The 19,082-nt window shown below is 71.1% G+C and carries 19 protein-coding genes and 1 tRNA gene; 6 read left to right on the plus strand and 14 right to left on the minus strand.

The window, feature by feature from the left end:
• Positions 1-10: 10 nt before the first annotated feature.
• The 3 genes from ACFQRD_RS08650 to ACFQRD_RS08660 are packed head-to-tail and all read right to left on the minus strand — an operon-like array spanning position 11 to position 1,862.
• The gene (locus tag ACFQRD_RS08650; RefSeq protein WP_377018384.1) at positions 11-205 is read right to left on the minus strand and encodes a hypothetical protein; all 195 of its coding nucleotides are present in this window, start codon (positions 203-205) and stop codon (positions 11-13) included.
• The gene (locus ACFQRD_RS08655) at positions 205-1,056 is read right to left on the minus strand and encodes a class E sortase (RefSeq protein WP_377803754.1); all 852 of its coding nucleotides are present in this window, start codon (positions 1,054-1,056) and stop codon (positions 205-207) included. Before ACFQRD_RS08655 ends, ACFQRD_RS08650 begins: the two co-directional genes overlap by 1 nt.
• A complete protein-coding gene (locus tag ACFQRD_RS08660) occupies positions 1,056-1,862 on the minus strand; it encodes a DUF881 domain-containing protein (RefSeq protein WP_377803755.1) in 807 nt (268 codons plus the stop codon). The genes ACFQRD_RS08655 and ACFQRD_RS08660 overlap by 1 nt, the downstream gene beginning before the upstream one ends.
• Before the next feature lie 115 nt (positions 1,863-1,977).
• Between ACFQRD_RS08660 and ACFQRD_RS08665 the strand changes: the two genes are divergently transcribed.
• The 3 genes from ACFQRD_RS08665 (at position 1,978) to ACFQRD_RS08675 (ending at position 3,919) form a co-directional block, all read left to right on the plus strand.
• A complete protein-coding gene (locus ACFQRD_RS08665) occupies positions 1,978-2,622 on the plus strand; it encodes a cell division protein CrgA (RefSeq protein ID WP_377803756.1) in 645 nt (214 codons plus the stop codon).
• 191 nt (positions 2,623-2,813) lie between these two features.
• Entirely contained in the window at positions 2,814-3,737 is a 924-nt protein-coding gene (locus ACFQRD_RS08670; protein WP_377803757.1) for an LppM family (lipo)protein, read from the plus strand.
• 109 nt (positions 3,738-3,846) lie between these two features.
• A tRNA-Arg gene (locus ACFQRD_RS08675) sits at positions 3,847-3,919 on the plus strand.
• Positions 3,920-4,006: 87 nt separating this feature from the next.
• On the opposite strand, the gene ACFQRD_RS08680 is transcribed toward ACFQRD_RS08675, so the two are convergent.
• Complete coding sequence (locus ACFQRD_RS08680) at positions 4,007-4,354, minus strand: ArsR/SmtB family transcription factor (protein ID WP_377803759.1); 348 nt, start codon at positions 4,352-4,354, stop codon at positions 4,007-4,009.
• A 90-nt stretch (positions 4,355-4,444) separates the two neighbouring features.
• Here ACFQRD_RS08680 and ACFQRD_RS08685 point away from each other — a divergent pair, with 90 nt between their 5' ends.
• Positions 4,445-5,578 carry a cation diffusion facilitator family transporter gene (locus tag ACFQRD_RS08685; RefSeq protein ID WP_377018390.1) on the plus strand — a complete coding sequence of 378 codons (1,134 nt, stop codon included), beginning with the start codon at positions 4,445-4,447 and terminating at the stop codon, positions 5,576-5,578.
• 31 nt (positions 5,579-5,609) lie between these two features.
• Here ACFQRD_RS08685 and ACFQRD_RS08690 read toward each other — a convergent pair whose 3' ends face one another.
• The 7 genes from ACFQRD_RS08690 to ACFQRD_RS08720 all read right to left on the minus strand — a co-directional run bounded on the left by ACFQRD_RS08690 (position 5,610) and on the right by ACFQRD_RS08720 (position 12,272).
• On the minus strand, positions 5,610-6,827 hold the full coding sequence (locus ACFQRD_RS08690; RefSeq protein WP_377803760.1) for a Gfo/Idh/MocA family protein: 1,218 nt from the start codon (positions 6,825-6,827) through the stop codon (positions 5,610-5,612).
• Entirely contained in the window at positions 6,817-7,581 is a 765-nt protein-coding gene (locus tag ACFQRD_RS08695) for a ThuA domain-containing protein (protein WP_377018392.1), read from the minus strand. Before ACFQRD_RS08695 ends, ACFQRD_RS08690 begins: the two co-directional genes overlap by 11 nt.
• A 248-nt stretch (positions 7,582-7,829) precedes the next feature.
• Positions 7,830-8,246 carry a hypothetical protein gene (locus ACFQRD_RS08700; RefSeq protein ID WP_377018393.1) on the minus strand — a complete coding sequence of 139 codons (417 nt, stop codon included), beginning with the start codon at positions 8,244-8,246 and terminating at the stop codon, positions 7,830-7,832.
• Positions 8,243-8,866, minus strand: a complete 624-nt coding sequence (locus ACFQRD_RS08705) for a histidine phosphatase family protein (RefSeq protein WP_377803761.1) — start codon at positions 8,864-8,866, stop codon at positions 8,243-8,245. Before ACFQRD_RS08705 ends, ACFQRD_RS08700 begins: the two co-directional genes overlap by 4 nt.
• A gap of 2 nt (positions 8,867-8,868) precedes the next feature.
• Positions 8,869-10,575 (minus strand): FAD-binding oxidoreductase, encoded by a 1,707-nt coding sequence (locus ACFQRD_RS08710; protein ID WP_377803762.1) that lies wholly within the window; start codon positions 10,573-10,575, stop codon positions 8,869-8,871.
• Positions 10,572-11,492 (minus strand): lysophospholipid acyltransferase family protein, encoded by a 921-nt coding sequence (locus tag ACFQRD_RS08715; RefSeq protein ID WP_377803763.1) that lies wholly within the window; start codon positions 11,490-11,492, stop codon positions 10,572-10,574. The genes ACFQRD_RS08710 and ACFQRD_RS08715 overlap by 4 nt, the downstream gene beginning before the upstream one ends.
• Before the next feature lie 3 nt (positions 11,493-11,495).
• Positions 11,496-12,272, minus strand: a complete 777-nt coding sequence (locus ACFQRD_RS08720; protein WP_377793180.1) for an SDR family NAD(P)-dependent oxidoreductase — start codon at positions 12,270-12,272, stop codon at positions 11,496-11,498.
• A 161-nt stretch (positions 12,273-12,433) separates the two neighbouring features.
• Between ACFQRD_RS08720 and ACFQRD_RS08725 the strand changes: the two genes are divergently transcribed.
• A complete protein-coding gene (locus ACFQRD_RS08725) occupies positions 12,434-14,698 on the plus strand; it encodes an HAD-IB family hydrolase (protein ID WP_377803764.1) in 2,265 nt (754 codons plus the stop codon).
• Between the two features lie 902 nt (positions 14,699-15,600).
• Positions 15,601-15,999 carry an endonuclease domain-containing protein gene (locus ACFQRD_RS08730; RefSeq protein WP_377803765.1) on the plus strand — a complete coding sequence of 133 codons (399 nt, stop codon included), beginning with the start codon at positions 15,601-15,603 and terminating at the stop codon, positions 15,997-15,999.
• Positions 16,000-16,187: 188 nt separating this feature from the next.
• Here ACFQRD_RS08730 and ACFQRD_RS08735 read toward each other — a convergent pair whose 3' ends face one another.
• From ACFQRD_RS08735 to ACFQRD_RS08745, 3 genes are read right to left on the minus strand one after another with little or no spacing between them, the layout of a single operon-like run.
• Complete coding sequence (locus ACFQRD_RS08735) at positions 16,188-17,045, minus strand: amino acid ABC transporter ATP-binding protein (protein ID WP_377803766.1); 858 nt, start codon at positions 17,043-17,045, stop codon at positions 16,188-16,190.
• On the minus strand, positions 17,045-18,028 hold the full coding sequence (locus ACFQRD_RS08740) for an amino acid ABC transporter permease (protein ID WP_377018401.1): 984 nt from the start codon (positions 18,026-18,028) through the stop codon (positions 17,045-17,047). The genes ACFQRD_RS08735 and ACFQRD_RS08740 overlap by 1 nt, the downstream gene beginning before the upstream one ends.
• The gene (locus ACFQRD_RS08745; protein WP_377803767.1) at positions 18,025-18,957 is read right to left on the minus strand and encodes an ABC transporter substrate-binding protein; all 933 of its coding nucleotides are present in this window, start codon (positions 18,955-18,957) and stop codon (positions 18,025-18,027) included. Before ACFQRD_RS08745 ends, ACFQRD_RS08740 begins: the two co-directional genes overlap by 4 nt.
• Positions 18,958-19,082 lie beyond the last annotated feature (125 nt).

A 19,082-nucleotide genomic window follows, 5' to 3' on the forward strand; every position in this document is an offset into this window, starting at 1 on the left:
GCGGCACGGGTCAGACGGCCGGCGCACCGGTCTGGCCGGGGGCTCCGCGGGAGCCGACGAGTCCGTCGTTCAGCGGCACGTAGGGCGCGATCGCGGGGAAGACCCACCCGAACAGGGCCACCACGATCGCAGCCAGCAGCAGCACGGTGATCACGATGCGCGCCCAGCGGGGGCCGGGCAGGTGCCGGAACAGCCAGGCGTACATCAGCTCTCCTCCTCGCGCGCCACGGGGAGGGTGACGGCCGCCGCGGTCGCGTCCTCCTCGTCACTCCCGTCGGTCGCTCTCTCCGCTGCGCCGGCCCCGTCGGACGCCCCGCCCTGCGCGGCAAGGGCCTCCGGGATCCCGTCGGCACGGTCGGTCCAGTACGCGAACTCGGCGTGGACGATGTAGCGCTCGCGCGCCGAGTACATCGGGTGGCAGGCCGTCAGGGTCAGCATCCGCTCGGTGGGCTCGGCCTCGGGATCCGCCGGGTTCGGGGCGATCACCTCGACGTCCTGGGGCATCACGATCAGCGACTCGGTGACCTCGTAGACGTAGAACGCCTCGGCGGTCTCGACGACGATCGGATCGCCCGCCTCGAGCCGGGCGATGTCCTCGAACGGCCGGCCGTAGGTGTTGCGGTGCCCGGCCACGGAGAAGTTCCCGACCTGGCCGGGCAGTGCGGTCTCGAGATAGTGGCCCACGCCCTTGACGTTGAGGACGTCCTCGAGGCTCACGCCCTCGGCCAGCGGGAAGCGCTCGCGATCGAAGGCGGGCACGTGCATGGTTCCCCACACCATGTTCTCGCCGGGGATCTCGGGCACCGGGGGCGGCCCCTCCTGGGCGGGGGCGATGCGCTCCTGGTCGACCTGACCCCACTCGGAGTCGAGACCGGCGATGATGCCGGACTGCTCCCGATCGGCCATGACGTCGGTCCACCACAGCTGCCACACCAGGAACAGCAGCAGCAGCGCGCCCGCCGTCAGCAGCAGCTCCCCCAGGGCACCGATCACGCCGCCGACGACGCCCGAGCCGCGCTGCTGCGGCCGCGCGCGGTGCCTGGATCGTCGGGCCATCACGCGGCCTGCGCGACGTCGAGCGTGAGGGACCCCGAGAAGGCGGGCAGGGTCTGCGAGTCCAGCGTCTCGATGCGCTCCCCCAGACCCACGTAGTCCACCCATTCACGGTACACCGAGACCCCCTGCGCCTCATCGAGCGCTGCGAGCATCTCCTCGGTGGGGCCGATGACGGTGACCACGAAGGGCGGGGAGTAGACGCGGCCTTCCAGCAGCAGCGTGTTGCCGGCGCAGCGGAAGGCACTGCCGTTGATCACGCGCTGGTCCTGCAGCATCATCGCCTCCGCGCCGCCGGCCCACAGCGCGTTGATGTAGGACTCCATGTCCTGCTGGTGGACCACGAGATCATCGGGCTCGACGTCCGGGACGGAACCCAGCGCGCTGTTGGGCGCGTCGGTCAGGGTGATGCGCAGGGCGGGCCCGCTGACCTCGCTGAGCCCGACGGCGTCGGAGACCTCCGTGGTGCGCTCGTCGGCCGCGGCGTTCCCGCCCTCCTGCGTCAGCTCCTCGATCTCCGCGCGCTTGGCCTCCGCGTCCTCGGTGAGCTCCTCGATCGTCCGCCCGCGCTCCTGCAGCACCCCGGCGACGTCGCCGCTCTCGTCACGCAGCGAGCTGCCGCCGGCCAGTCGGCCGGTGGTGGCGAACAGGAGACCGCACAGGATCATCACGGCCACGACCCCGATCCGGCCCCGGACCCGACGCGACGACGGGGCCGCAGGCCCGGCGGGGCCGGGGGCGGGAGTGGGATGCTCGGCCGACTCGACGGGGTCGGCGCCGTCAGCGCGGCTCGCGGGATCTTCCGCCATGGTCACTCCTCGCTTCGCGCCCTCAGTCGACGACCATTACCCTAGGCCAAGGTCCGCGTCCGCGGGCCCGTGCGGCACCGCCGCGCGATCGGCCGCCTCGAGGGAGCACCGTTTCATGGCCAGGAGCAGGAAGAAGTCGTCCGCGCGCGCGACGTCGAAGGCGAAAGCTGGGGACACGCCCGTCGCGCCCGGGTCGGACGACCTCGACGAGCTCGGCTCCGACGGCAGCGGGACGGATGCGGCCGAGGCCGACGGCACGGCCACGTCCGACGCGGCCGACGGCGACAGCGCTGCCGGCAGCGGCGCAGACCACGCCGGGACAGACGCAGACGCAGACGCAGGCGATGCCTCGGAGGCCACGGCCTCCGAGAGCGCCAGCGGCAAGGACCCCGTGAAGCGCTCACGCGCCGCGGGGGCGAAGGATCCGGTGGCGACGAAGGACAAGCGCTCCGGCGGCAAGAGTACGAGCGCGGGCAGCGAGGCCACCGAGAAGGCGAAGGACGCCACGCGCACTCCGTCGGCGAAGAAGGCCGCGGCGGCGGAGACCGCTCGCACCACGCGGCGCCGGGTCGCCGCGGAGGCGCCGAATCCCCCGTGGCTGGCGCCCGCCGCGGTGGTGTTCCTGATCCTGGGCCTGCTCTACCTGGTCACGTACTACCTCTCCAGCGGCCAGCTGCCGCTGCCGATCGGCGACTGGAACCTCGCGGCCGGCTTCGGCGTGATGCTCGTCGGCGGCGGCATGCTGATGTTCTGGAAATAGGCTCCGCCGGACAGAGGTTCGCCGCACAGAGCTCCGCCGGACACAGCTCCGCCGCACAGAGCACTGCCGGACCCGCGCGCGATGGGGAGTTCTCCCCACCGCGCGGCGGGTCGCGCCCGGGTAGTCTGACCTCGACCGACCACCTCCAGGGGCCGATAGGCAGCTGGGGCCCATGATCCGACGGGGGAACCATGAACACCATCTCGGCGCGGCGCCGGCTGATCGCCGTCTTCGTCCTGCCGTTCGTCCTGCTCCTCGCCGGATGCGGGCGTCTGCACGCCGACTACGAGATCCAGGACGTCGACACGATGAACGTGTCCGTCGACTTCGGGATCGAGTCGGAGCTCATCGAAGGTGAGTACACCAGCGCCGAGGAGATGTGCAGCGACTCGCAGCAGGAGGGCGAAGCCACCTTCGGCCAGGCCGAGGTCACTCCGTACGAAGAGGACGGGTACTGGGGCTGCCGCGCCTCGGGCGTCCTGGAGCGCGCACAGTTCGCCGAGGGCATGGAGCTGACCGAGGAGGACGGCCAGTTCCACCTCACGATGGACCTGGGGACCGACGGTGAGTCCCTCAGCCAGGAGGATCTCGAGTTCGCCTACGGCGACCAGATCAACGAATTCGACTTCCGGGCCACCTTCGCCTTCCCGGGCAAGGTGCTCGAGTCCCGCGGCGGCACGATCGACGGCAACACCGTCACCTACACGGACGTCAGCGAGTTCTCCGAGGGCGTGGACATCACGGCAGAAGCCGGCGGGTTCCCCTGGTGGATCGTCATCGTCATCGCGCTCGTGCTGGGCTTCCTCCTGCTGCTCGTGCTCGCGGCCGTGGCGTTCTTCGTGATCCGGTCGCGGCGCAAGAAGGGTGGCGGCTCCGGTGGTGCGAGCGTTCCGGCGGCCTTCGGCGGCCCGGGGTCCCAGGCGCCCGCAGCAGCTCCGCAGGGCGGCCAGGGCCAGCCGTGGGGCCAGGCCTCGCCGCCGCCCGCGCCTCCGCAGGGCGGCCAGGGCCAGCCGTGGGGCCAGCCGAACCAGGGCTATGGCTACCCGGGAAGCGATCCGCAGAACCCGCAGGGCGACAACCGGCCTCCGCAGCCGCCGCAGGCTCCGAGCTGGTGATCGCCGGGCGGCCGGGCCGGCCGTGCACCGTGTGAGCAGGCTCATGGGCGCACGATTGGCGCCGATCTGGCCGGGGTACTAGACTCGACCAGGTCGGTTTCACCGGCAGGCGCCCGTAGCTTAACGGATAGAGCATCTGACTACGGATCAGAAGGTTGGGGGTTCGAATCCCTCCGGGCGCACTTCAGGAAAAACGGCCCTGACCAGCGAGAATTCGCTGATCAGGGCCGTTTCGCGTCGGCGGGCGAGCTGGGCGGTCCCGGCGCGGCTCAGTAGCCGTGCGGGTCCTCCCCCTCGGCCACACCGGTGACGTGCTCGGCGTGCGAGAGCGACTCGGCCAGCAGCCGCCGCACATGGGTGTCCGACGCGCTGTAGAAGGCGAACGTCCCCTCCCTGCGGCTCTGGGCCAGCCCGGCAAGGCGCAGCTTCGCCAGATGCTGGCTGATCGCAGCCGGGCTGGCACCCACCGCGTCGGCCAGAGCATTGACGCTGGACTCCTCGTGGAACAGGGCCCAGAGGATCTTCACCCGAGTGGGATCGGAGAGCATCCGGAAGGTGCCGACGGCGATCTGCGCATGCTCGTCGTCGGGAACGCGGCGCACGGGCTCGTCATGCATGGCCCTACCTTATGGGGTGGGAGCTCTGGTCCACGGCGCCTGCCGGGACACATCTTGCTATCTGCATGTATACGCAGATACATTCTCCAGATGGTGCAGAGTCGCGATCGCAAGGCCCGTCACGATCATGAGCACGCCCATGCTCACGGCCACGCTCACGACCACGGTGGGGCTCACAGTCACGGTGACGGCCACGAGGGCGGCTCCGGTGGGCTGCGGAGCCGCCTGCAGCACGCGCTCATTCCGCACAGCCACGACCACGGCGAGGCCATCCGCACCGCGGAGGAGGCCAGCTCCATCGGCATCCGCGCGGCGTGGATCTCGCTGGCCGGCATGGGCGCCACGGCGCTGCTGCAGATCGCCATCGTTGCGCTCAGCGGGTCCGTCGCACTGCTGGCGGACACCGTGCACAACCTCGGCCATCTCGCCACGACGATCCCGCTGATCCTCGCCTTCCGGCTGGGACGGCGCGCCCCGACCCGCCGCTACAGCTACGGGTTCCGGCGCGCAGAGGACCTGGTCGGCCTGCTGATCGGGGCCATGATCGCCCTCTCCGCCGTGCTCATCGTCGGGGAATCGGTCCGTGCCCTGACCTCGGCCCGCGATCTCACCCACCTCGGCTGGGTGCTGGCGGCCGCGCTGATCGGCGCGGCCGGCAACGAGGTGGTCGCGATCTACCGCATCCGCGCGGGCCGGCGGATCGGCTCCGCGGCGCTGATCGCCGAGGGCCAGCATGCCCGCACCGATGCCCTCACCTCGCTCGCCGTGGTGATCGGGGTGATGGGCGCCTGGTGCGGGCTGCCCTGGATCGATCCCCTGATCGGCCTGGTGATCGCCGCTGTCGTCGTCGCGGTGCTGATCGGCTCGATGCGCACGGTGCTGCAGCGACTGATGGACGGGATCGACCCGAGAACCCTGGAGACCGTGGAATCCGCGGCCGGTGAGGTCAGTGGAGTGATCGCGGTCGGCGAGGCGCGCGCCCGCTGGATCGGGCACCGCCTGGAGGCGGAGCTCGCCGTGACCGCGCGCCCGTCCCTCGGTCTGCAGGAGGCGGAGGCGCTCGCCGCGTCCGTCGAGGAGCAGCTGCGCCTCCGGCTCCCCCACCTCGAACGCGCACGGGTCCGGGTGCTTCCTGCCCGCCAGGGCACCGCCCACCCGGGCGCGGCCGACGGGAGCACGAGCACAGAGCACCAAACGCGCCGGAGCCCGGCCGCCACCACGTGACCGGCCGGGCTCCTGGATCGCGCGGGATGCCTCAGCGTGCGGCGGCGAGCACCTCGCGCACCGAACCCCAGGACTGCATCAGGTCCCGGGCCTCGGGGTGGGTCTCCGCGGCGATCGCGTCGGTGCGGGCCAGTTCGAGCAGGTCGTCGATCTCGACCCGCTCGCCCCGGTCGACGGAGGCGACGGCCGCCTCCACCATGGCGAAGCTCAGCAGGTTCTCGTGGACCTCGCACATCGGGGTGCGGCCCTCCTGCAGTGCGCTGACGAACTCGATCAGGGAGGCCGCGATCTGGTCCGGCTCCTCCCCCGTCTCCGAGTCGACCTCGGCCTGCAGGCGTGCGGTGGCCTCGTCGTCGTCGGTGCCCAGCACCGGCGCTCCCTTGCCGTCCCAGGTGGCCGAGCCGAGCTGTGCCCCGATCCGCCACTCGCTGTTCCAGTACGTCGGCAGGCCCCGGGCGTTCCAGGTGCCGTTGTAGACGAACAGGGAGCCGTCGGACATCTCGAACGTCGCCGTCACGGTGGCGTCGTGGGAGTACACGCTCCACTCCGGCTGCGCGCCCCGGGCGGTGACCGCGACCGGGTCCGCGTCCATGATGTAGCGGGCGGTGTCGAAGGCATGGATGCCCATGTCCCGCAGCAGCGGATGCAGCTGGGTGCGCCGATACCCCTCCATCTCCGTGAACAGGGAGAAGAAGGCGCTGGTCAGAACCGTCGGCCCGTGGGCGGCGACGAAGCTGCGCAGCTGCCGGACCTGGCGGAAGAACCGCCGGGACTGGGAGACCATGAACGGCACCCCGGTCAGCTCGGCGTGGGCGAGCAGGCTGAGGGCCTCCGGCAGCGTCTCGGTGACCGGCTTCTCGCCGAGGACGGGGATCCCGGCGTGCAGCGCCTTGACGGTCACGGGATGGTGCGCGACCGGGACGGTCGGGTTCACGATCAGGTCTGCGCCGACCTCCAGGGCCAGATCGGTGCCGTCGGCCCCGGTGCCCACCGCCGACGGATCGGCGATGCCGGACTGCTCGATGACGCGCTGCGGAGCACCCTCGACGAGATCCGCCACGCCGACGAGCTCGGCGACCGGGCTGGCGACGATCTCGCGGGCCCACCAGCTGCCCATGCCGCCTGCGCCGACCACGACCACGCGGGCGGGGCGGTCGGCCGGGAGCCGTGGGAAGCCGGTCAGCTCGGGGTCGAGGACGGGAGCCGCCGAGGTGTCCGTGCCGGGGACGCTGAGGACGTCAGATGACATGGGTGACCTCCTCGCCGCGGAACCAGTCGCGCGGCGCGTTGGCGATCTTCACCGGAGCCTGGTCGTGATGCTCGGGGCGGGCCCAGGTCACGGCGTTGGCCAGCACGCGCTGGATGTCGCGCTGGAAGTAGACGGGGTACTCCTGGTCGCCGGGGCTGAAGTAGAAGACCTTGCCCTTGCCGCGTCGGAACACGCAGCCCGAGCGGAACACCTCGCCCCCGGTGAAGGAGGAGACGAAGACCAGCTCATCGGGCGCGGGGATGTCGAACATCTCGCCGTAGGTCTCCTGCTCGGGCACCAGGATCGGGTGCGGGACGCCGCGGGCGATGGGGTGGGAGCCGCTCACGGTCCAGACCCGCTCCTCCTCGGCCTCGTTGCGCCACAGCAGGTTGCAGGTGGTGCCCATGAGCAGCTTGAAGGGCTTGGAGTAGTGCGCCGAGTGCAGCGGGATCAGACCCATGCCCTCGTGCACGCGACGCGCCACCCGGGCGGCGACCTCGTCGGGGACGTCGCCGTGGGCCATGTGGCCCCACCAGGTGAGAACGTCGGTCTCGGCCAGGGCCTCCTCGGAGAGGGAGTCCTCGATGTCGTCGAGCAGGGCGATGCGCACCTCTGCCTCGACGCCGTCGGCCGCGAGATGCTCGCGCAGGCCGTCGGCGATGACGGTGTGCATACCCTCCGGGTAGATCTCCTGAACCTTCGGATCGACCTTCTCGTGCCGGTTCTCGCCGAAGACGGCGATGCGCAGTGTCATGTCAGTCCCTTGTTGTCTGGCTGTGGCCGCACCCGTGCGGGCGGCCGATCCATCGTAGGCACGCGGCCCGGCGCCGACGCAGTCCTGTCCGCGACTCGCCGGAAGGGATACCGCGCGCCGTCCCGGCGTCCATACGTGCCGACAACCGTGACCCGGATGTGACCTGTTACTCACCGGAAGCCGACTATGGTCGACGCAGGTTCCCTCAATGGCGAGGGAGCCTCTTCTTCGTTCGGCCCCGATCCGCCTCAGATCTCGCGCGTGCTCACCAGCCGGCCGTCGGCCTCGAGATGCTTCTCCAGCGCGGCGGCCGTCTCCCGGTGCGCGCGGGCCGCACGATCACGGCCGACGGTGCCGCCGAGCGCGAGACCGGCCCCGGCGCCCCACCGGTAGCGGACGTCGGTGGTGTGGTCGCGCTCGCGGATCTCGATCTGGGCGGTGAGGAAGAACCTCCGGCCTGCCAGGGCGCCGAGCAGGATGGTCCGCCGGCGGCTGCCGCGCTCGTAGTCGACCCGGCCGGGTCCGCGTTCGCGCGGGCTCCAGCCGTGCTCACGGAAGAAACTCTCGACGCTCTCGCGCGTGTCGTCGTGGTCTCCGCGGACCACGTAGACGACCTGGTCCGAAGGGCCCGTCTCGGCTGGGTTCCTGCCCGACGGCGTCTTCATGGGGTCCCGGGGCGGAGCGCGCTGCGGGCACCGGACGCGTCCGCGAGCCGGGCCGGGCCGATGCGGCGCAGCTCAGCGTTGCCGAGGTGGGGGACGTCGCGGTGGTCGTGGGGGTCCTCGGCACTGCCGAGCGCGAGGGCGATCTGGAGGACGTCGCCGTGGGCGACCAGCACCACGGGGGCCTCGGCGGCCCACCGGTCCGCATCGCGCAGCACCGCATCGACCCGATCGGCGACCGCGCGGACCGGCTCGACCTCGTGCTCGTGCTCCCCGCGACCGCGATCCACGGCCCACACCAGGTCGTAGGAGCTGACCGGCCCCTCGTCATGCGTCCCGAAGCTGCGCTCACGCAGGCGCTGATCCAGCCGGGGCGCCGCCGCCCCGATCCCGGCGGCGAACTCCTCGGCGGTCTGGCGGGCCCGGGCGAAGTCACTGGAGACCACGATCGTGGCGGGCCCGAGCCCGTGGGCGGCGGCATCGGCCGCGGCGCGGCGGGCCTGCTCCCGGCCGAGCTCGGTGAGCCCCACCTCGACCAGTGCCCTGGGGCCGGGCGCGGAGACGATCAGCCCCTCGACATTGGCCGTGGACTCGCCGTGCCGCAGCACCCAGATGTCGCTCATGGTCAGGGGGCGAGGACCTTGCCGGGGTTGAGGTTGCGGCCGGGGTCGTTGTCCGCGAACAGGCCGCGGACCATGCGGGCGCCGACCTCGCCGATGTCCTGGACCATCCAGGGCTGGTGCTCGGTGCCCACGCCGTGGTGGTGGGAGACGCCGGAGCCGAGGTCCACGAACGCCTGCTGGACGGCGTTCTTGGCGTCGTAGTACTCCGCCAGCGCGGTCTCGTCGCTGGCGTAGGGGAAGGCGAAGGTGAAGTAGAGGCAGGCGCCGCCGTGGTAGCTGTGCGACATGTGGCAGAACATGAAGCCGGGCCCGTCGGCCGCCTGTCGCACCCCGTGGAAGGCGTCGTAGACGGTGGCGTGGACCTCGTTGAGGTTCGACCAGCTGGCGCCGGTCTCGCACACGTCGCCGAAGACCTGGTAGTTCAGCAGGAAGTCGCGCAGGTAGGGGGTGTCGAACTTCTTCTGGTCGTAGACCGCGCCGGGCCCGGCGCCGAGGGTGATGCCGCCGTTGCGGGAGACGATCTTCTTGACCATCGCCTTCTCGCGCTCGACGCGCTCCTTGGTGCCCTCGAAGCAGACGTAGGAGATGCACATCCCCTCGGTGGTGTCCCAGCCCTTGGAGCGCAGGAAGGCGAACAGCCCGTCCTGGGCCTTGCCCATCAGCTTGCTCTTGGTGGAGGTGGGCTCCTTGACCAGGGCCAGGCTGAAGCGGGTCTCGGGGCCATCGGAGAGACGGGTGAACGTGGGCTTGACCTCTGAGCGCGCGATCGCGTGCATGCCGCGGATGCCGTGCTCCCAGTCGGGGTACATGTAGGCGATCACCTGCCGCACCGGCGCGGTGCGGTGGACCTGGACGGTGCACTCGGAGATGACGCCCAGGCGGCCCTCGCTGCCCAGGATCATCTCGTGCACGCTGGGCCCGGCGTCGCGGCCCGGGATCGCCTTGGTCACGGCCACGCCGTCGGGGTGGACCATCCGCAGCCCGCGCACCATCTGCTCGATGTCGCCGTAGCGGTCGGACTGCATGCCCGAGGAGCGGGTCGCCGCCCAGCCGCCGACGGTGGAGTAGGTGAAGGAGTCCGGGAAGTGACCCATGGTCCAGCCCAGCGCGTTCAGCTGCTCCTCGAGGTCGGGCCCGTAGGCGCCGGCCTGGACGCGGGCCAGGCCCGAGGTGTCGTCGATCTCGACGACCTCGCGCAACCGGCCGAGGTTCATGGTGAGGATGGGGCGCTGCTCCGCCTCGTCGGGCGTGATGGAGCCGGAGATGCACGAGCCGCCGCCGTAGGGGATCAGCACCAGGTCGTGCTCGATCACCAGGCGCAGGATCGCGGCGATCTCCTCCTCGCTGCCGGGGTAGACCACGGCGTCGGCGAGGCGGGTGAAGTCCCCGGCCCGCGCGCGGAAGAGGTCGGGCAGGGAGCGGCCGAAGGAGTGCAGGACCCGGAACTCGTCATCGTCCAGCAGGTTCTCGGGGCCGACGATCGCCGCCAGGCCGTCGCGCTGGGCGGCGCCCAAGCGGGAGGCGGGCACCTGGTGCTCGGAGAGATCGGGGGCGACGGGATCCGGCTTGGAGAGCAGGTCCAGGCCGATCTTCTCCTTCGCCAGCGGAGCGAACCCTGGTTTGTTGCGCCAGTTGAAGGTGACGTCGTCCAGGCCCCAGCCCCACCACTTGTGGCGCTTGACCTCGCGGGCGCTCAGGGGTGCGCTCATGCGGGTTCCTCCTCGTCCGGGGCGGTGCCGCCAGCCTCACTGGCCCCGTTGCCCAGAACTTCGTCGTAATGCTGGTCGTACAGGTCTTTGACGCAGGCGCGGATGCGGGCCGAGAACTCCACGGCGGACTCGTCCTCGTGGGAGATCATCGGCTCGCCGAAGACGACGGCCACCGGCGGGCGGCCCTTCTTCGGCCAGCTGCGGCCCTTGGGCATCGCCTCATAGGCGCCGATGATCGCGGCGGGGATCACCGGGACGCCGACGCCGATCGCGAGCGCCGCCCCACCCGGTTTGAACTCGCCCATCCTGCCGGTCTTCTGCCGGCTGCCCTCGGGGAAGACCAGGATCGGCACCCCGGAGCGCAGCAGGCGCCGGGAGTAGCCGGAGTACTTCCGGCTGCCGCCGCGATCGATCGGGAAGGCGTTGAACATCCAGCGCACGAACCAGCGGCGGTACCAGACGGTGAAGAAGTAGTCCGCGGCGACCCCGGTGGACAGGAACCTCGCCTGCGCCCAGGGCAGGCCGGCGGCGAGCATCGGGGCGTCGATGTGGCTGGAGTGGTTGGCGACCAGGACGAACGGTCCGCGCACGGTGCGCACCCGGCGGTGGACGACAGCGGTGGTGGTGAGGTTCGCCCCGACCACGCTGCGGAAGAAGATGCGCTGGAGGACGAAGCGGATGCCGGCGCGCCAGCGCGAGCGGTACTTGGCCAGGTCCCCTTCGGGCTTCTCCCAGCCCTGGCCGCGGGAGCGGGCCGAGAGGGATTGCAGCAGGCGCTGGGAGCGGGAGGCTCCGTCGGCCGCCTTCGGGGTGGGCTTGCCGGGACCGGGCGTGCCGCTGGGCGGCGTGCCGGGCTCGGGCGTGGCGGCAGTGGGTTCGTCGTCGGCCGGACCGCCGGCGGAGGTCGTGGGGGTCATACGTCAGCGCTCCCGGCTGCGGCGGTGGCTGAGCACGGCGCTGAGCCGGGCGACGACACCGCGCGGCGTGGTGCGCAGGATGCCGGCGATCAGCTTCCAGCGCTTGCTGGGCACGGACACGGGCTTGCCGCGGGCGACGTCGCGCAGGCAGTCCTCGACCAGGCGATCGGCGCTGAGCCACAGCACCCCGGGGATCGAGGAGCCCTTGATGCCGGCGCGGGAGTGGAACTCGGTGCGCACCCAGCCCGGCATCAGCGCGGTCACCTGCACGCCGGTGCCGGCCAGCTGCACGCCGAGGGACTCGGAGTAGTTGCTCACCCAGGCTTTGATCGCGGAGTAGTTGTTCTGCGTGACCAGGCCGCTGACGGAGGAGACGTTGATGATCCAGCCCTGGCCGCGTTCGCGCATGCCGCGTCCTGCGGCGCCGCCGAGCTTGAGGACCGCGCGGATCATCACCTCGAAGCCGAGGTCGTGGGGCGTGAGGTCCTCATCGAGCAGGCTCGCCCGCACCGAGAAGCCCGCATTGTTCACGAGCACGTCGACCGGATCCGTGCCGGTCTCCAGACGGTCCGCGACACGCTGCTGCGCCTCGCGGTCGGCGAGATCGGCGACCAGCGTCTCGACCTCGACCCCGTAGTCATCGCGCAGCTTCTGGGCGGCCTCGTCGAGCCGCTCGGCATCCCGTGCGACCAGCACGAGAGAGGCTCCACGAGTGGCGAATGCTCTGGCGAAAGCGGCCCCGATGCCCGCGGTGCCGCCGGTGATCAGGGCCCTATGCATGGCGGCTACGATACACTAGCGCCGCCCTGACCAGCGCTGGGACGACCCCTCGCGAGGCGACCCCGAGGCGCGTGAGCCGCCGCCCGGATCCGCCCTCCACCTCCGTTCTCGCTCCCCGGCTCCTCGTCAGCTCCTGCCGTACCCGTCCACAAAGGGAATCCATGTCGAACAGCACCACGCCCGCCGACCAGTCCGCCTCCGGCGGATCCACCAGCGGGGGCCGACGGATCCTGCTGACCGGCGTGACCGGCTTCCTGGGGCAGGCGGTGCTGCGCTCGCTGCTCGAGACCACCCAGGACACGCACGTGACCGCCGTGATCCGCCCCAAGGGCTCGGTCGACGGGCGCAAGCGCCTCGAGCAGCTGCTGCGCAAGCCCGTGTTCGCCTCCTGGGTCGAGAAGATCGGCAAGGACGAGGCCAAGGCCGTCTTCGACGCGCGCGTCGGCGTGCTCGAGGGTGACCTGACCGACATGCCCGTGATCGAGGAGCCGCTGGACGTCGTCATCCACTCGGCCTCCTCCGTCTCCTTCGACCCGCCGATCGACGAGGCCTTCCGCACCAACGTCGGCGGCGCCCGCAACCTCTACGAGGCACTGCTGGAGTCGGGACAGGACCCGCACGTCATCCACGTCTCGACCGCCTACGTCGGCGGCATCTCCAAGGGGCTGCGCCAGGAGGGTCGGCTCGGGGCCGACGTGAACTGGCGCGATGAGTACCAGGCCGCCATCGAGGCACGCTCCCGGGTCGAGGCGGAGTCGCGCCGGCCCGAGACGCTGCGCTCCCAGATGCGCACCGCGAAGCTGCGCGACGGGAGGATGGGCCCCAAGGCCGTCGCCTCCGCCACCGAGGAGGCCCGCCGCGACTGGGTCGATCAGCGCCTGATCGACTTCGGCCGCACCCGCGCCCAGTCCGTGGGCTGGACCGACATCTACACCTTCACCAAGGCCATGGCCGAGCAGGTCGCCGAGGAGCTGTGGGCCGACGCCGGCCACCGCGTCTCCTTCGTGCGCCCCTCGATCATCGAATCCGCGATGCGTCGGCCCTACCCCGGCTGGATCGACGGCTACAAGGTCGCCGACCCGCTGATCATGGCCTACGGCCGCGGCTCGCTGCCGGAGTTCCCGGGCCTGGCCGACTCCGTCCTGGACATCATCCCCGTCGACTTCGTGGTCAACGTGATCGTCGCGCTGGCCACCCAGGACGTCTCCCGCCGCGGCGATGACGCCTACTTCCAGGTGGTCTCCGGCGCGACCAATCCGCTGGCCTTCCACGAGATGGTCAGCGCGGTGCGGGAGTACTTCCTCGAGCACCCGCTGGAGGACGACAACGGCCAGCCCGTCCAGATCCCGGAGTGGAACTTCCCGGCGGTCGAGATGGTCGAGCAGCGCTTCCGGGCCAAGGAGATCGTCGCCAAGGCCGGAGCCACCGCGGTCGCCTACCTGCCCGCGACCAAGCGAACCCGGCAGTGGACCTCCGACCTGCACAAGGCCACCTCCGGGCTGACCATGCTGCGCAAGTACATCGAGCTGTACCGGCAGTACACCAAGACCGAGATGGTCTTCGACGACGCCAACACCCGTGCACTGCGGGAGGAGCTGCCGGCGGAGTTCCTCGCCGAGCACGACTTCGACGTCACGGAGATCTCCTGGCGCGAATACTTCCAGCAGCAGCACCTGCCGGCGGTCACCGAGCTGACCAAGGCGTACTCCCGGGCGAAGTCCGCGCAGCGCAAGCGAGCCTCCCGCCCCACGCCGGAGCTGGCGCAGAACCCGAACGCGCTGGCCGTGTTCGATCTCGACGGCACCGTGCTGGCCACCAACATCGTCCAGCAGTACTTCGCCGTGGTCCGGGCGACGCGCCCGCGCCGGGTGTGGCCCGCCGAGATCGGTGGCCTGCTGGCCGCCGTGCCGGGCTACCTGCGCGCCGAGCAGCGCGACCGCTCCGAGCTGATCCGCCTGGTCAACCGCCGCTACAAGGGCTACCGCGCCGATGAGCTGCGCGAGCTCATGCGAGGCGAGGCCGGCCGGCGCATCCGTGCCTCGATCCGCTCCGAGGCCCTTGAGGTGATCGAGCGCCACCGGGCTGCCGGGCACCGCACCGTGCTGGTCAGCGGCGCGCTGGACGTGCTGGTCGAGCCGCTGGCGGACCTGTTCGACGAGGTCGTCGCCACCCACATGGACGAGGACGCCGCCGGGGTCATGACCGGCTTCCTGGCCACTCCCCCGCTGGTGGACGAGGCCCGCGGGAACTGGCTGCGCAAGTACGCCGCCTCCCACGACGCGGACCTGTCCGCCTCCTACGGCTACGGCGACTCCCACGCCGACGCGGCCTGGCTGGACCTGATGGGCACCCCCACCGCCATCTCGCCCGACCTGGGGCTGTACGCCGTGGCCAAGAAGAAGCGGTGGCAGATCCTGGAGTGGTGAGCCGCGCCCACCGGCCGGCACAGGGCCCCGCCTCACCAGGCCCGGGCCGGGTGGGTGCCGGGGGTGCCGGGTGGGTGCCGCGGCCCGTGGGGACGCGCAACTTTATGGACGCCAGCGCGAGCTGGACGAGCTGAGGCCGCGTGACTCGGCACCGGCGTCCAGGAAGTTGCGCCGGCCCCGCCCGTGAGGAACCACGCGCCGGCGTCCAGGAAGTTGCGCCGGCCCCGCCCGTGAGGAACCAGTCGCCGACTCCCCCGACCCTCGTGGCGGATCTGTGCCCTGGACGGTTCCTCCCCATCGATCCGCCATCCCCAGCCGGGAGTCCGTGGTGGCGACACCCGGCCGTCCCCGGGCAGGCTCGGCCCATGCACACGGCCAGCGACCTCGTCGTCCCCGCCGGTGCGCACCCGCCCGGTCGGCCTCGCGGTCAGGTGCGCGGAACCCTTCGCCTTCCTCCGCGAAGCACCTCGGTGATCAGCCGTCGGCAGCTGTTGGATGCAGGGTTCTCCAGCTCCCAGCTTCGCGCGAGAGCGGGTAACACGTCCCTCCGGCGCATAGCCCCCGGGTGGTACGCACACCCCGACGCAGAGTCCCGCCTGGTTCGCGCGCTCTCCGCGGGCTACCGCCTGACCTGTCTCGACGCGGTGGAGATGCACGGCCTGTGGACGCCTCACCGAGCGGGCGCCGACGCCCGCCGACTCCACGTGTACCGGAACCGGCGATGCGTCGCGTGCCCGCCGTGGGCTGTCGATCACAGTGCCGGGCTTCGCGCGTGGCCCGAGCCGGACCCGGTCGCATCCCTCCCTCTTGCTCTCCAGCACGTCGTCCGTTGCCTGGACGGCGAATCGGCAGCGATCCTCCTGGAGTCAGCGATCGAACGCGGGCTGCAGGAGCCGGCCGCGGTGCAGAGGCTCCTCGACGAGCTGCCCACCCGGCCTCGTTCGCGCGTCGGAAGAATCTCCACCGCGAGCGACTCGGGCTCGGAGACCCGTGTGGTGCGTGCTCTCCGACGGCGCGGGTTCCATGTCGAGCAGCAGGTCTTCGTCGAGGGCGCGGGATACGTCGACGCCTACGTCGCCGGGGTGTTCTTGGAGATCGACGGACGCGCCCATCACAGCTCCCCCGAAGCCTTCGAGGCGGACCGGCAGCGAGACCTCGCGGTCCGGCGGCACGGTCTGCAGCTGATCCGCCTCAGCTACGCCCAGACCTGGCGGACGTGGGAGCACACGCTGAAGGCTCTCCTGGAGACCATCGAGCAGGTGGGCCCACTGGGGCGACGCAAGGTTGCTCAGCTGACCTGAACCGGGACGGTTAGGCCGCAACTAGTTGGACGTCTGCGCATCCTCGACCCCTCTGAGTGCGGTGACTCGGCGCTGGCGTCCACAAAGTTGCGGAGCGGCGGGTGAAAGTTGCGGAGCGGCGGAATGCAAGAGTTGCCGAGCGGCGGGGCGCAGCTGCAGTGCCGCGGCTGATTGCTGCGCGGAACGGCTCAGAGCACCGAGGCGAGGAATCCCTGCAGTCGCTCGGAGCGGGGATGGTCGATGACCTGCTCGGGGGTGCCGCGCTCGATGATGCGGCCCTCGTCCATGAACACGACCTGGTCTGCCACTTCACGGGCGAAGCCCATCTCGTGGGTCACGACGACCATGGTCATCCCGTCGGCCGCCAGATCCTTGAGCACGGCGAGCACCTCGGAGACCAGTTCGGGATCCAGGGCGCTGGTGGGCTCGTCGAAGAGCATCAGCTCGGGGTCCATGGCCAGGGCGCGCGCGATCGCGACCCGCTGCTGCTGGCCGCCGGAGAGCTCCGAGGGGTAGTGGTCGGCGCGGTCGGCCAGCCCCACCCGGGCCAGCAGCTCGCGCGCCTTCTTCTCCGCCTCGGCCTTGGACATGCCGCGCACCTGCACGGGTGCCTCCATGACGTTGCCCAGCGCGGTGAGGTGCGGGAAGAGGTGGAAGCGCTGGAAGACCATGCCGATGCGGGAGCGCTGGGCGGCGATCTGCTTGGGCGAGAGCCTCTGCAGCCTGCCGTCGGGCAGCGGCTGCTCGGCGTAGCCCTGCAGCTCGCCCTCGATGCGGACGGTGCCGGCGGTGGCGTCCTCGAGCTGGTTCAGGCAGCGCAGCAGCGTGGACTTGCCGGAGCCCGACGGGCCGACGAGCACCGCGACCTCACCGGAGCGCACCGTGAGGTCGCAGTCCTTGAGGACGTGGAGGTCGCCGAAGGCCTTGTGCAGGCCCTCGACCTCGATCACCGGCGGGGCGTCCGGCGCGCCGGTGGGGTGGGACGGGGCGGCGGGGTCCGACGGTGCGGGCTCCGGAGGGCCGGAAGCAGCGGGGTTCTGGGTCATCACAGCTCCACCTCCGGGAGCGGGTCGTGCGGGGTGGTGCCGGCGCGGTTGACCGCCGCCTGGCGCGAGGCGGTCGAACCGCGGCGAGGAGCGGCCGGGGTGCGGTCGTCGAAGCCGCGACCGAAGTACTTCTCGAGGTAGTACTGGCCGACCATGAGCACACTGGTGATCGCCAGGTACCACAGAGCTGCGACGATCAGCAGCGGGATCGGGGTGAACAGCTTGTTGGCGATGCCGTTGGTGGCGAAGGTCAGATCCAGCGTGAACGGCACGGCGAGCACCAGCGAGGTGGTCTTGAGCATGCCGATGGTCTCGTTGCCCAGCGGCGGGACGATCACCCGCATGGCCTGGGGCACGATGATGCGCCGCAGGATCGTCCCGTTGCTCATGCCCAGCGCCTTGGAGGCCTCGCTCTGGCCACGGTCCACGCTGTTCAGGCCGGATCGGATGATCTCGGCGAGGTAGGCGCCCTCGTTCAGGCCCAGGCCGATCACCGCCATCCAGAACGCGGTCAGCAGGTCACGGGTGGAGAAGCTCAGCAGCTCCGGCCCGAAGGGCACGCCGACGGCGATCTTGGGCACGATCACGGTGAACAGGCCCCAGAACACCAGCTGGGTGTACACCGGGATGCCGCGGAAGACGAAGATGTAGACCCACGAGACGCCGCGCAGGACCGGGTTGTCGCTGCGGCGCATCACCGCGGCCAGCAGGGCGACGATCGTGCCGAGGACCATCGACAGCACCGTCAGCAGCAGCGTCCAGCCGACGCCCTGGACGACCTTGATGTCGAAGAGGTACGTGGCGACGGTGCCCCATTCCAGCACCGGGTTGCGCACCAGGAAGGTGAGCAGGCCCAGGGCCAGCAGGGCGACGATGATCGCGGAGATCCAGGTGCCCGGGCGCGGGGCGGCCTTGGCACGGATCGGGGTGAAGCCGTCCGGGCCGGCGGGCGCGGGCGTGGGGGCGGTCTCGGTGCTGGTCACGGCTGGGGGTTCACTTCCGCGGTCGGGATCATGCCGGATTCGTTGCCCCATGCGGCGAGGATGCGCTGCATGTGGCCGGAGTCGATGAGGTGCTGGACGGCGGCGCGGATCGCCTCGGCCAGCTCGGGCTGGTCCGGGGAGACGACGATGCCGTTCAGGGCGGATTCCTCGATCTCGCCGATCGCCTCGAGGTTCCCGCGGGAACGGGCGATGGCGTAGGCGGTCACCGGGGAGTCGGCCATGAGGATGTCGCCCTTGCCGCCGGCGACGTTGGTCGCGGCGTCGGAGTTGGAGGCGTAGGCCAGCAGGTCGTAGCCACGCTCCCCCGCCTCCCGGCACTGCTGGGAGCGCTCGTTCGAGAGCTCTTCCTGATATGTGCCGACCTGCACCGCGACCCGCTTGCCGCAGAGGTCGTCGGGGTGGATGTCGAAGGGGTTGCCGGCCTTGACCGCGTAGGAGATCCCCGCCTGGAAGTAGGAGACCATGGTGACCGTCGCCAGGCGCTCCTCGTTGATCGTGAAGCTGGAGATGCCCACGTCGTAGCTCGAGCCGACGGCGGGGATGATCTGTGCGAACACCGCGGCCTCGGTACGTGTGGCCAGGCCCAGCACCCTGCCGATCGCGGCGAGGATGTCGATGTCGTAGCCGACGGCCTCGCCGGTGGAGCCGACGAACTCGCCGGGCGCGTAGTTCAGGGCGGCGCCGTTGATCAGTTCGCCGCGCTCGCGGATGTCGGCCGGGACCAGCTCGGCGAGCTCCGGGACCTCGGTGATCTCCGAGAGGTCCACCTCGGGCACCGCGTTCGCTTCGGCGTCCAGGCGCTCGGAGGCGCGGGTGCAGGAGGCCAGCGCAGGGGTCAGGGCGCCGACGGCGAGTGCGAGCGGCGCGGCACGCAGCAGGCTGCGCCGACGGGGACGAGTGGAAGTCACCCGTGAATACTATTCATGCCACTGCATGAAAACCAATCGTTGTCGTATGGCTCACCGATGCGGCATGCGGGCGCGGCTCGCGCCCCTGCCCCGGACCCCGTGCCCGCGCCCCGTGCCCCGTGCCC

Source organism: Brachybacterium sp. GCM10030268 (assembly GCF_042666305.1).
Lineage (GTDB): Bacteria > Actinomycetota > Actinomycetes > Actinomycetales > Dermabacteraceae > Brachybacterium.